Below are 13,323 nucleotides of genomic sequence, written 5' to 3'. Positions count from 1 at the left end.
ATCGCAAGGCGCCGGATCGCCACTCGTACTCGGTCGTACTTGGGCGATTCGGTAACGCAGCGAGGTGCCGTGTATGGCGTCGCGGGCCCGGCAAGATCGGCCGGACGGGGCCTGCCGCCCGGCCCACCGCCGCATCCCCCGACCTCCTGGAGCGCCCTCCCATGCCCACCGAAGAATCCTCGCCCAAGGCCGCCTCCCTGGTGGGCCAGGAGTACGAGGTCGAGGTCGGCCCGGTGGCGCACGGCGGGCACTGCGTGGCCCGCACCGGCGAGGGCCGTGTGCTCTTCGTCCGCCACACGCTGCCCGGCGAGCGCGTCGTGGTCCGGGTCACCGAGGGGCGCGAGGACTCCCGCTACCTGCGCGCCGACGCGGTGCGCGTGCTCACCCCGGCCCGGGACCGCATCCCGGCGCCCTGCCCGTTCTCCGGCCCCGGCAAGTGCGGTGGCTGCGACTGGCAGCACGTCAAGCCGGGCGTCCAGCGGCGGCTGAAGGGCGAGGTGCTGACCGAGCAGCTTCGCACGCTGGCCGGGCTCACGCCCGAGGAGGCCGGCTGGGACGGCACCGTGGAGCCGGCGCCCGGCGACAAGGTCCCGGCGGGCGAGGTGCCGGCCTGGCGCACCCGCGTGCAGTACGCCGTCGACGAGTCCGGCCGCGCCGGGCTGCGCCGTCACCGGTCGCACGAGGTGGAGCCGGTGGACTACTGCTTGATCGCTGCCGAGGGCGTGAGCGAGCTGGGCATCGAACGGCGCCCCTGGCCCGGCATGGCCTCCGTGGAGGCCGTCGCCGCCACCGGCTCCAGCGACCGCATGGTGGTGCTCACCCCGCGCCCCGGCGCCCGGCTGCCGCTGGTCGAACTGGACCGGCCGGTGTCGGTGATGCGCGGCGAGGACGCGCGCGGGCACGGCGAGCAGACCCTGCACCGCGTGCACGGCCGGGCGTTCGTCCGGGAGCGGGCGGACGACCGCACCTGGCGGGTGAGCGGCGGCGGTTTCTGGCAGGTCCACCGGGAGGCCGCCGGGGTGCTGGTGGACGCGGTGATGCGCGGCCTGATCCCGCGCAAGGGCGAGACGGCTCTCGATCTGTACTGCGGCGCGGGCCTGTTCGCGGGGGCGCTCGCCGAACGGCTGGGGGAGCGCGGCGCGGTGCTGGGCATCGAGGCGTCCAAGCGCGCCGTGCAGGACGCCCGGCACAACCTGGCCGACTACCCCCGTGTCCGTGTCGAACACGGCACCGTGGGACGGGTGTTGCCGCGCACCGGCATCACCGAGGCCGACCTGATCGTGCTCGACCCGCCCCGCTCGGGCGCGGGCGGCGACGTGGTCCGCCGCCTGGCGGCACTGGGCGCCCGCCGCATCGCCTACGTGGCCTGCGACCCCGCGGCCCTGGCCCGCGACCTCGCGCACTTCCGGACGGCGGGCTATGTGCCCAAGTTCCTGCGGGCGTTCGACCTGTTCCCGATGACGCACCACATGGAGTGCGTGGCGATCCTCCAGCCGGCCGGGAAGTCGGCGTGATCTGAAGGAATGTGAGGCGGAGCAACCGCGACTCGGTGCGGTGGCCCGGCGGGCGCCCACGGCCTGGGCCCTCGCATACACTGCCGAGCCGAGAGCTCGGGGAACCACGGCTCGGGCCGGGGGCCGGTATCCGCCACCACACGGGAGAGGACCGCACTCGTGGAGCCACTGAGGGACGACGACCCGCAGACGATTGGTGGATACACCCTGGTGTGCCGGATCGGCGCCGGCGGCATGGGGCAGGTCTACCTCGGTGAGTCGGCGGCGGGTCAACAGGTCGCTGTCAAGGTGATCAAGGCGTCGATGCTCGATGAGGACAGCCGGGCGCGGTTTCTGCTCGAAGTGGACAGTCTCAAGACGGTCTACGGGCCGTTCATCGCGTCCTTCGTCGCGGCCGACGCCCATGCGGAACAGCCGTGGCTGGCGGTCGAGTTCGTTCCCGGCCCGGACCTGTTGACGTTCGTCACCGAGCAGGGGCCGCTCTCGCTCGTGGAGACGGCCAGCCTCGGCGCCCTGCTCGCCGAAGGGCTCGGCACAGTGCACGAGGCCGGCCTGCTGCACCGCGACCTCAAGCCGCAGAACGTCCTGCTCGCTCCCTACGGCCCCAAGGTGATCGACTTCGGTCTCGCCGTGCTCGCCGAGCGGCGTTCCACCCTGACCGCGACCGGTGTGGTGGTTGGTTCCGTGCTGTGCATGCCACCCGAGCAGGCCCGGGGCGAGCACCGGCTCGACCGCCCCGCGGACGTCTACGCGCTGGGTGCCGTCCTGCTCTACGCCGCCACTGGTCACTACCCCTACACGGGGCCCAGTTGGCAGGCGGTCGCGCTCAGGATCGAGGACCCGGATACTCCGCCCGACCTGAGCGATCTGCCCTCCGAGCTCGAGCCGTTGATCTCCGGGATGCTCGCCCTCGACCCCGCCGGCCGGCCGACGCTGGCCCAGGTCACCGAGCGGCTCGTGCACGTCATCGCTGGCTGCGGGTTGACCGCGGCCCAGGCCAAGCGCCGGCTCACCGACCGCACTCCGACTGTCATAGTGCCCGAGGCGCCTGCTCCGCCCGCGGCGACCGCACTGTTGGAGGGGCGGACCGGCTACACGCCGGCCATGGTGGACGTGGCCGCGCGGGAGGACGACGACGTGCCGCAGGATCAGCGGCCGGGTGCCGGGCCGGACGACGACCGGCCGGACTCCCCTCCCGATGTCGCCCCCGACGGGCCGGACGTGCTGACGCACCGGGGGACGGACGCGCCCCGGTTCGGAGTTCGTTTCTCCGTACCGATGCGGATCGCGGAGCAATTGAGGGCGGCGTACGCGCGTGACGCCCGCTTCTGAACCATGCGGCTCGACCCGGGCAGTCGGCCTGTCCCGTCTCGCCGCGACGCCGGGAGGCGGCGACCGACGCCTGGGGCGCCCGCTGTTCGCGGAGCTCCCGACCTGCGGCGACCTGGGCGACCCCGCCTATCCCTCCCACTCCCCGTGAAACACTTGTCGCGCACTGATTGCGACACTCTTGGCCTGATCGACGGAGGGACGACGGGTGGCACAGCAGGGGGAGACCCGGTATCCGCCAGGCGCACAGATCCTGGTGCGGGACGAGGAATGGCTGGTGCGGACCGCACCCCGGACCGACTACGACGGCGTCAAGATCGAAGCCATCGGCGTCTCGGAGTTCGTCCGTGACGAGGAAGCCGTCTTCTTCACCGGTATCGACACGGTCGAACTCCTGGAGCCGGAGAATACGCGCCTGGTTCCCGACACCTCCTCGTACTTCCGCCGCAGCCGGCTTTTCCTCGAAGCGGTCTTGCGCAAGACTCCCCTCCCGCAGTCCGAGCGCGGCCTGGCTCTGGCCGACCGCTTCCTCCTCGACCCGCTCGCCTACCAGCAGCGCCCTGCGGAGCTCGCGCTGTCGATGCGCAACCTCCAACCGCGCATCCTGATCGCCGATGTCGTCGGCCTCGGCAAGACGCTGGAGATCGGCCTCACCCTCGCCGAGCTCATCCGCCGCGGGCGGGGCGAACGCATCCTCGTCGTCACCCCGCAGAGCGTCCTGGAGCAGTTCCAGCACGAGCTGTGGACCCGTTTCTCGATCCCGCTGGTGCGGCTGGATTCCCTGGGCATCCAGCGAATCCAGCGGGAGATCCCCGCCGGGCGCAACCCGTTCACCCACTACAAGCGCGTCATCATCTCCGTCGACACACTCAAGAACATCGGCCAGTACCGGCACCATCTGGAACGCATCCAATGGGACGCGGTCGTCATCGACGAGTCCCACAACCTGATCAACCAGGGCAGCCAGCGCCGCGCCCTCGCCGAAACCCTCGCTCCGCGCACGGACGCCCTGCTGCTCGCCAGCGCCACCCCGCACAACGGCGACAAGAGGTCCTTCGCCGATCTCATCTCGCTCCTCGACCCGGCGGCCATCGCCGACCCGGACCACTACGACCCGGCCGGCGACCTCGGGCACCTCTTCATCCGGCGCACGAAGATCAGCCCCGAGGTCCGCAACGGCATCGGGACCGAGTGGGCGGACCGCGGTCCCACGCGGTCCCTGCACTGCCCGGCCACCGAAGCCGAGGAACGCATCTTCGCCGAGTTGACCGAGCACTGGCTGCCCGCGCCGCCAAGCAGCACGGAGTTCGGCACCGCGGACCGGGACCGGACCTCGGTCAGTACCGACCCACTGTTCGCCTACAACGTCCTCAAGACGTTCCTGTCGTCCCACGTCGCCCTCGCCGAGACGGTCACCCGCCGGATCGCCGAACTCGGCAAGAGGGCACGAAAGGCCGAGGACGACGGCAAGCGCCCGGACCCCGCGATCGACACGGAACAGGCGGCCCTGGCCCGGCTGCAGAAGCTCACCGCGTCCATGGGCGACGGCAGCGCGCCCGGCGACTCGGCCAAACTGGACGCTCTCATCGCGCAGTTGACGGAGATCGGCGTAGGCCCGCGCAGCGCCACCCGCGCCGTCGTCTTCTCCGAGCGGGTCCCCACCCTCAAGTGGCTGGCCAGGGTGGTCCCCACCCGCCTCGGCTTCCCGGCCGACAAGGACGGGAGCGTGAAGGCCGTACGGCTCATGCACGGCGGGCTCAGCGACGAGGAACAGCGCACGTGTCTGGAGGCATTCGGCCTCGCCGACAACCCGGTACGCCTCCTCTTCACCGGCGATGTCGCCTCCGAGGGCGTCAACCTGCATCGCCAGTGCCATCACCTCATCCACTACGACATCCCCTGGTCCCTGATCCGCATCGAGCAGCGCAACGGCCGTATCGACCGGTATGGGCAGCACCACGAGCCGCAGTTCCGGGCGCTGATCCTCACCTCCTGCCACCCGGGCGCGAAGGACGACCGCACCGTTGCCGAGAAGCTCCTCGCGCGCGAGGAGGAGGCCCACAAGCTGAACGGCACCGCGGAGGCGGAGACCGGCTACTACCGGGCCGACGAGGAGGAACGCCGCCTCATCCGGGAGCTCGTCGAGGGGGGCAGTCTGGAGGACTTCTTCGCAAGTGCGCCCGCCGCGGCCGACACCGACCTCGCCGACCTCTTCGGCCAGGTCGACACGATCAGCGACGTGGAACTGCCGCCGCGCGCCGAGATCCCCTCACTCTTCGGCGGGGACACGGCGGCTTTCGTGGACGCCGCGCTGGCCGAGGTATACGAGGAGCGGGCCGAGACCCTCATCGGCCTGTCACGGAGCGAGGACGCCCAGCAACGCGCCTACTTCTCCCTCTCCCCGGACCAGGCCCCCGACCTCCTGCGCCGGCTCAAGGCCCTGCCGCCCTCCTACCTCAAGGAACAGGGCGTGGCCGAGCGCATGATCCTGACCTTTGACCGCGGCCTCGCCCAGGACAAGCTGGACCAGGCTCGCGACAGCTCGGACACCATGTGGCCCGCGGTCTCGTTCCTCACCGACATCCACCCCGTGGTGGAGTGGCTCACCGACAAGGTCCTCGTGCAGTTCGGGCGGCAGGAAGCACCGGTCATCACCTCGCCGCACGTCACCGACCCCACCTTCCTCATCCAGGGCATCTACTCCAACGCGCTGGGCCGGCCCACCGTCGTGCGGTGGATGGCCGTCCGCACCGAGCCCGGTGCCCCCGTTACGTCCCTGCCGGACGCGCTGCGCGCGGCGAAGGTCGGCCCGGACCTCGCACGCACCGGCGGCCCCCGCGACCTCGCCCACCTCCAGTCGCTGGTTCCGGCGGCGGTCGCGATCGCCCGCGACCACCTGGAGAAGTACAAGGAGCAGTGGGCGGCGCAGATCAGCGGGCCGCTCGCCGAATACCGCACCCGCCTCCAGGAGTGGCGACAGGACGCGCTCCCCGGCGCGAGCGCCAGGCGGGAGCGGCAGATTGAGGAGACGGCCGACGATCAGGCCCACCTGCTCGACCAGTTGAACACCATGGGCCGTCCCCTGCTGCGGGTGCTGGCCGTCCTGGACCGGCCCGCTCCCGACAATGTTCTGGACACGGCGGAGAACTGACGTGACGTACGACTCGCTGGTCAACCACGGCGACTACCTGTCGGCCCACTACCTCGCCGAGGTTCTGCCGAAGGACCTCAGGGCCAAGGACGGCCTTCTCGCCCGCTGGGCCCAGGCCGAGGAGGAGGCGCGGCGCGCGCATGCCGCCGCCGTCGCCGAGGCCAGGCGCACCGGCGCCGACCCCGCCTCCGTCCCGCCCCGCGCGCGTACCCCGCGCGAGGGCCTGCGCGCCCTGCACGGCCCCTACTTCGCGGGCCGCGCCGATTTCGCCCAGGACGCCGCGGCGCTCGCCGAACCGGACGCGCCCGTCCCCGCCGGCTGGGGCAAGCGGCTCACCGAGCTCCACCTCGCCACCCTGCGCGCCCTCGGCTACGCCGCCGCCCACGAGCAGCCCGTCACCGTTCACCGCGCCGGACACGACTACACCGTCCAGGCCGCGCACGTCGAGCCCGGCCTGATCGCCGTCTCCTGCGGCTGGACCGCCCAGCCGGACGCCGCCCTCGACCCCGACGGCGCGGGCCGCCTGCTGCACCCGGTGGCCCTGGAAGCGTCCGGCATGCTCTCCGATGGGAAAGCTCTCGCCGACTTCCTCTTCGAGTGCGAGGAGCCGCCCCGTTACGTTCTGCTCCTCGTCGGCGGCGTCATCGTCCTCGGCGACCGTCTCGCCTGGCACGACGGCCGCTATCTCGCCGCCGACCTGGACGCCGCCCTGAACCGTCGCGATGACCGCAACGGCGGCGAACTGGACACGCTGGCAGCCCTGTTCGGGGCGGACTCGCTGCGCGTCCCGGAGGAGGGCGGCAGCGCACCGCTCGCTGGCTTCGTCGACAAGTCCGGCAAGCACGCCGTCGGCGTCTCCACCGAGCTGCGCGAGGGCCTGCGCCTGTCGGTCGAGTGGATCGCCAACGAGGTGCTGGCCCGCCTGCGCGATCAGGGTGTCACCCCGCAGCAGCTCGACGACCCGGCCCGCCTCGCCAAGGAACTCAGCCGCCAGTCGCTGCGCTACCTCTACCGGATTCTGTTCCTGCTGTACGCCGAGGCACAGCCCGCGCTCGGCATTCTGCCCGCCGACTATCCGGAATACGGGCGCGGCTACGGCCTCCAGCGCCTCGGCGACCTCGTCGTACGCGACCTGGTCGGCGAGCGCTCCCGGCGCGGCTTCCACCTGTACGAATCCCTCGACCTGCTCTTCCGCATGGTCGAGCAGGGCTACCGGGCGTACGGCAGCGAGCCGGAAGACCTGGCCGCCCAGGCCGCCGACCGGGCGGCCACCGAGGCCGAGCGCGAGGCCGCCGAGCTGCTCGCCGCCGGCGCCCTCACCCAGGCCGAGTACGCCGAGCGGATCCGCGAGGCCGACCGCTCGCGCCGCGCGGCCGCGCGCAGCGCCGGTATCGGCCTGCGGTTCGAACCGCTGCGCTCGGAACTGTTCGAGAAGGACGCGGTCCGTCTCATCTCGGCCGACCAGATCGAGAACCCGGCCTACGAGGACGGGGGAGACGGAGAGGGCGGGGAGTTCCTGGACCTCCGGCTGCGCAACGAGACGCTGCACAAGGTGCTGCGCCGCCTGATGCTCACGAGAGGGAAGGGCCGCGAGCGCGGCGGCTTCATCTCCTATGCCCAGCTCGGCATCAATCAACTGGGCGCGGTCTACGAGGGCCTGATGTCGTACACCGGCTTCATCGCGGAGGAGGACCTGTACGAGGTCGCCAAGGGAGGAGACGCCTCCGGCGGCAGCTGGATGATCCCGGCCTCCCGCGTGCAGGACTATCCCGACGAGGTGTTCGTCGAGCGCGTCGACGAGGAGACCGGACGGCGGGTGCGCGTCGTTCATCCGAAGGGCTCGTTCGTCTACCGCCTGGCGGGCCGCGACCGGCAGACCTCCGCCTCGTACTACACCCCGAAGTCCCTCACCGAGGTGACGGTCGAGCTGGCCCTCCGGCACCGCCTCGATGAGGACACTCCGGCCCGCGAACTGCTGGAGTGGAAGATCTGCGAGCCCGCGCTGGGGTCGGGCGCGTTTCTCAACGAGGCCATCGACCAGGTCGCGGCCGAGTATCTGCGCCGCCGGGAAAAGGAGTTGGGCCGCCGCGTCGACACCGAGCAGCGGCAGATCGAACTCCAGAAGGTGAAGGCGTACATCGCCCTGCACAACGCGTACGGCGTCGACCTGAACGCCACCGCCGTGGAACTGGCCGAGGTCTCCCTCTGGCTCAACTCCATGCACCCCGGCATGCGGGCGCCCTGGTTCGGTCTGCACCTGCGGCGCGGCAACTCCCTCATCGGGGCGGGACGCAAGGTGTATACGGCGAACGCCCTGCCGCACGGTCAATGGCTGGCGAAGAAGAACACGCTGCCGCCGACCGAACTTCCCTTCCGCGAGGGCGACCTGCCGGAGGGGGCCGTCCACCACTTCCTCCTCCCCGCGATCGGCTGGGGCGCGGTCGCCGGCGAGAGCGAGGCGAAGAAGCTCGCGGAGGAGCAGGCGAAGGCGCTGGGAAAGTGGCGCAAGGGCATCCAGCGGGCACCGAAGGGGCCCAAGCCGTTCGTGGAGCGGGGCGAGGAGTCACGGGAGCAGCGGCAGAAGCGCTACGACCGGTGGGCGAAGGCAGCGGCGAAGACCGAGCTGTGGCGGGTGCAACGCGTCGCCCGGCGGGTGGAGTTCCTGTGGAGCCTGGTCGCCAAGCGGCTGGAGCTGTCCGAGCGGAAGGTGTCCCGCCGGATCGATGTGTGGGGCGCGGACTGGCTGAAGCCCTCGGCGGAGGCGGCGGACAAGCAGAAGGTGCTGGACGACCTGACGGTGGTCGGTACCCCGTACTGGCGGCTGAAGACCGTCATGGACGCGTGGTGCGCGCTGTGGTTCTGGCCGCTGGAGAAGGTGGCCGAGCTGGACGGCACGGGATGGATGTACGAGGCGGGTGGCGGCGGCGTGGTCCGCGAAGCGGACCTCCCGGAGCTGCTGGGTGGCCCGGCACCGGCTGCTCCCGAGTCCGTTCCCGAACCCGAGCCGAGCGCGCCCGCGCCGGGGGATCTCGCCTGGCAGGCGGCCGGCCTCTTCGACGACCCGGACGGCGAGCAGGGCATGTTGGGTGTCGACGCCGACAGTACGGACGGTCTGCGGACCAAGGCATCCCTGGCTGGTGGCGGGGGCGGCCGCAAGGCCCAGATCCACGAGGACGATCGTCGCAAAGTCGTTCCGCTGAAGAACTTCACCGACTGGCTGGAATTCCTGGAGGCCGCCCTCGGCACGGCGGACATCCCGGACGGCTCCTTCCTGGACGGCCTGGACGACCGTCCGGTGGACGAGGCCCTCCCGATCCTGGAGGCGTTCGAGCGCGACCTCGAAAGCACCCTGCGTATGGACGGTCCCTTCGTCCTTCGGGAGCGGTTCCCCTGGATCCACACGGTCGATGACATCGCGGGCACGACCGAGCGAGACATACGGACGGAGGACGGGCACGGCTTCTTTCACTGGGAGCTGCACTTCGCGCATGTTTTCCGGGGGGAGAGCGGAGGGTTCGACCTTCAGGTGGGGAACCCGCCGTGGGTGCGGCCGGACTGGGACGAGGCCGTAGTACTGGCGGAGTTCAATCCGTGGTTCAAGCTGGCTGACAAGCCACCGGTCGAGGAATGGCGTGGGCGGAAGGACGAGGTGCTCAACGAGCTCGGCCGGCACACGTCGTACTTCCGTGACCTAGCCGCGACGGTGGGCATGGCTACGTTCCTGAGCGAATCGGCCACCTATCCGTTGATTGCAGGGACACGGCCGGACCTGTATCGGGCCTTTATGTGTCAGGTATGGGCGCATCTGGGTGTGGGCGGGACAGCTGGGTTGATTCACCCTGACACACACTTCGGAGGGGTGAAAGAGAAAAGGCTTCGGGAAGTGGCGTACCGGCACCTTCGGCTCCACGCGGGGTTCATGAACGTTGGGAACTGGGCATTCGAGGCCAGCAGAACGGCAGAGTTCGGATTGCATATCTATGGTGCGCTGCGGAGCGGCATCCGCTTTCAAACTCTGAATGGCCTCTACGGTGTTGAACCGCTCCTGCAATCGCTGAGTCACGACGGGCAGGGGGAGGTGCCCGGTATGAAATTCGCTGGAGGGTGGGACCTGCGTCCCCATCGGTCGCGAGTGATCACGGTTGACGATGAAGTGCTCGCGGAGTGGCGGCGACTGACTGGCGCGACAGAGATGCCGCCGCGACAGGCGGCTTTGCTCCACCCTTTGACCACGGAAGAACAGGGTGCCATCACCGCCTTGTCCGGCGTCAAAGTCCGGCTGGAGTCGCAGGAGCCCAGGATCACCATCGGCATGTTCGAGAATCTGGCCACTAAGAAGTTGGGGCTCTACCGCTGGGACACAACCGCACCTAGTGACTTTGAGGAAGTGATCCTTCAAGGCCCTCATCTGGGCATCGCCACGTCATTCAGCAAGCAGCCGAACGTCCCGTGTCGGTCAAGGCAGGACTGGTCGCGGTGGGACTTGACGGCACTTCCCGCTGCCGCGGTACCCAACACCAACTACGTCCGCAACTGCGACGTTGAGCGCTACCAAGGTGTCCAGGATCGCTGGTTGGACCGTGCCCGGGTGGATGTTGCATGGGAACCCTCACCCGACGAGTGGGCGAACCGTGATCAAGTGCTCGCCGAGGAAGAGCTGGAGCTCCCTGACGATGAGCAACGAGAGTTGCTGCGGCGACGGCTGTGGTGGTTCCGGCCGTACACGCAGTTCTACCGGCTCGCTTGGCGAGTGATGATCCCTTTCAACACCGCGCGGAGCTTGTTCGCGGCATTGATTCCGCCTGGGCCCTCGCACGTGGACGCTGTGAACTCGATGACGCTGGCAAGCAACGAGGCCACTGTATTGAATGCCGGATTCTGGTGCGCGCTGCCGATTGACTACCTCCTCCGGATTACTGGCCGGTCGCACTTGCGGGTTGCCGAAGCTCACAAGATGCCGTATGCCGATCCCGCCCACCCTCTCGTCGGACCGCTTCTCCTCCGGACCCTCCGCCTCAACTGCCTGACCGAGGCATACGCTCCGCTCTGGGCCGAGCTGTACGACATGACCTGGCCCGGCTACGAGGATTGGGTCGTGAAGTGGCCAGGGTTGACTCCGCTTGCCGGGCACCTCAAGCCCACTTGGGAATATGCCACCCCGCTCCGTACCGAGTACGAGCGGCGTGCCGCCCTCGTCGAGATCGATGCGCTGGTGGCCGTGTGGCTGGGCATGAGCGCTAAGGAACTCCTGGCCATTCACAAAGCCCGGTACGCCATCCTCGCCGATCGTGAGTCGCAGATGTGGTTCGACGCGGCGGGCCGCCAGTTGGCGCAGGATCCTTACGCCCATGGCCACGGCCAGACCAAGGAGCACTACGAGCAGTTCCTCGCCTACGAGAAGGGCGAGCGCTCGGAACCTCCCGAGGGATACACCGCTCCCTTCTACAAGGCCAACAGGGAGGAGGAGATGCGTGCCGCGCACGCCTACTTCGCGGATCGGCTCCAGAGGGCCATCGACAAGGGGGAGGGGGCTCCGCAGTCGTAAGCCGGAGTGCCCCGCGCCGGAATCGTTTCGGTGCGGGGCATGTGAACGTCACAGGGAGCGGGACTGGCCCGCGTACGAGATGAAGCTCGTCCACGCGCCGGGGGAGAGTCTGAGCTGAGCAGCCTGCTTGTTCTTGGAGTCGCGGATGTGCACGATGCTGGGGCAGGCGGCCACCTCGACGCAGGCGTTGCTGACGTTGTTGCTGTGGCTGGACCTGTGCCAGGCCAGCGCTACCTCGACGCAGTCGTCGCCCGAACCGCTGCTGTAACTGCTCTTGAACCAGGCCAGGTCAGTCGTGCTCATAGGGCTCCTCGCATCCGCTGCAACAGGCTCAGGGAATCTTCGAGCGTGAGAGCCTGTGAGCGCATCCTGGCATACCGCATCTGGAGCGCGCTGACCACCTTCGGGTCGGCGATGAACTGGCCGCTTTCCTGCCCCTCGCAGTACCCGAACCACCTGTTGTCCGGAGTTTCCAGCAGTCGCATCGGACCATGCAGTCCCGCGTGGTTCTCCCGAACCAACGGCATCACCTGCACCTCCACGTTCCGCAGCTCCGCGACCCCCAGCACATGATCGATCAGCCCCCGCGTGACCTCCACCCCGCCCATCCGCCGCAGGAACAGGTGTTCCTCCAGGATGAAGCTGAACGCCGTGTTCGGGCGCTCCCGCAAGAGCCGCTGCCGGTCCGCGCGTGCCGTCCACTGGGCCTCGATCTGATCGTCGTCCAAGGGCGGCAACTGGTTCACGAACAGCCTGCGCGCATACGCTTCCGTCTGCAACAGCCCGGGAATCAGGCGGCACTCGTACGTGTACAGACTCACCGCCTCCGCCTCAAGCCGCGCCCACTGCCGGAACCAACTCGCCAGCCCGGGCTGCCGCGACAGATGACGCGCCGCACCCCGCAACGCGCCGAACGCGTCCAGGACCTGCTCCGCCCGTTCGACGAAGTCGGGCGGCGGGAAACGCCGGCCCTGTTCGATCGAGGCGACCGTGGGCACCGAGTAGCGCACCCTCGGGGCGAACTGCTCCTGTGTGAGCCGTGCCCGTTTGCGGAAGGCCTTGACGACCTCGCCGAACGCCTTCAGGCTGTCCGATACCTCCGGCTCACCGCCGCCGGCACAGGGGGCCGCTCCGCCGATCCCGTCCGTCATGCCAGGACACCTCCCGCACACCCGCCTCGTCGGGCACTCTCAATCCGGCCATGGTCACAGCTGGTTACCCGTACTGTCCACGCGGTGTGCCCGTACGCTGACGCAGCGTACGGGTCGCTGATCTGGTGAAGCGCGGCGCGGCAGGGCCACCTTGTGGGGCATGACACCACCGCCCACCCAGCAAACCCCTCCCGTAACGGCACGTGTGTTCAGGCAGCGGTTCAGCTCCACCCCGTTCGGCGCCCGCCTGGCTCGGCACCTGGCTCTCTACCAGTTGCACGTCTGGGACATCCCCTATTCCTCCACGGCCTCCGACACCGCCGCCCTGCTCGTCGCCGAGCTGGCCGCGAACGCCGTCACGCACGGCCGAGTGCCGGGCCGGGACTTCGAGTTGGGCCTCGGCCTGACCGCGGGCACGCTGCGCATCGACGTATCGGACGCGCGGGGGGAGCGGCGCCCTCCGAATCCCGGCGAGCTGAACGCGCCGCCGCAGCCCGTGGCCGACGGCGGGCGAGGGCTGCTCCTGGTGGAGGCGCTCGCCGACCGGTGGGTGGTACTCGACCGCGTACCGATCGGGAAGACGGTCCGCGCCGAACTGGACCTGCCGCGCTGACGCGTCTCGCCGGACTGCGT

7 protein-coding genes are annotated in these 13,323 nt (G+C 69.8%); 5 read left to right on the top strand and 2 right to left on the bottom strand.

Annotated elements, in window-relative coordinates; genetic code table 11:
* The first annotated feature begins 161 nt into the window (after positions 1-161).
* The 4 genes from RM590_RS29005 to RM590_RS28990 all read left to right on the top strand — a co-directional run bounded on the left by RM590_RS29005 (position 162) and on the right by RM590_RS28990 (position 11,539).
* Positions 162-1,514, top strand: coding sequence for a class I SAM-dependent RNA methyltransferase (locus tag RM590_RS29005; protein ID WP_311707718.1), 1,353 nt, complete (start codon positions 162-164; stop codon positions 1,512-1,514).
* A gap of 159 nt (positions 1,515-1,673) precedes the next feature.
* Entirely contained in the window at positions 1,674-2,846 is a 1,173-nt protein-coding gene (locus RM590_RS29000) for a serine/threonine-protein kinase (protein WP_311707717.1), read from the top strand.
* Positions 2,847-3,051: 205 nt separating this feature from the next.
* A complete protein-coding gene (locus RM590_RS28995) occupies positions 3,052-5,994 on the top strand; it encodes an SNF2-related protein (RefSeq protein ID WP_311707716.1) in 2,943 nt (980 codons plus the stop codon).
* A gap of 1 nt (position 5,995) precedes the next feature.
* Complete coding sequence (locus RM590_RS28990) at positions 5,996-11,539, top strand: DNA methyltransferase (RefSeq protein ID WP_311707715.1); 5,544 nt, start codon at positions 5,996-5,998, stop codon at positions 11,537-11,539.
* A gap of 48 nt (positions 11,540-11,587) precedes the next feature.
* Here the strand turns inward: RM590_RS28990 and RM590_RS28985 are convergent, their stop codons facing one another.
* A complete protein-coding gene (locus RM590_RS28985; protein WP_311707714.1) occupies positions 11,588-11,842 on the bottom strand; it encodes a DUF397 domain-containing protein in 255 nt (84 codons plus the stop codon).
* A complete protein-coding gene (locus RM590_RS28980; protein ID WP_311707713.1) occupies positions 11,839-12,690 on the bottom strand; it encodes a helix-turn-helix domain-containing protein in 852 nt (283 codons plus the stop codon). Before RM590_RS28980 ends, RM590_RS28985 begins: the two co-directional genes overlap by 4 nt.
* A 160-nt stretch (positions 12,691-12,850) precedes the next feature.
* On the opposite strand from RM590_RS28980, the gene RM590_RS28975 reads away from it, so the two are divergent.
* Positions 12,851-13,303: an ATP-binding protein gene (locus RM590_RS28975; protein WP_311707712.1), complete on the top strand. Its 453-nt coding sequence runs from the start codon at positions 12,851-12,853 to the stop codon at positions 13,301-13,303.
* Positions 13,304-13,323 lie beyond the last annotated feature (20 nt).

The sequence above is a fragment of the Streptomyces litchfieldiae genome (assembly GCF_031845365.1).
GTDB lineage: Bacteria > Actinomycetota > Actinomycetes > Streptomycetales > Streptomycetaceae > Streptomyces > Streptomyces litchfieldiae.
This window is presented reverse-complemented; position numbering and strand designations above follow the sequence as displayed.

Coding starts and splice junctions, on each gene's coding strand:
- RM590_RS28975 (WP_311707712.1), top strand. CDS start 12,851: ATGACACCACCGCCCACCCAGCAAACCCCTCCCGTAACGGCACGTGTG.
- RM590_RS29005 (WP_311707718.1), top strand. CDS start 162: ATGCCCACCGAAGAATCCTCGCCCAAGGCCGCCTCCCTGGTGGGCCAG.
- RM590_RS28980 (WP_311707713.1), bottom strand. CDS start 12,690: ATGACGGACGGGATCGGCGGAGCGGCCCCCTGTGCCGGCGGCGGTGAG.
- RM590_RS28985 (WP_311707714.1), bottom strand. CDS start 11,842: ATGAGCACGACTGACCTGGCCTGGTTCAAGAGCAGTTACAGCAGCGGT.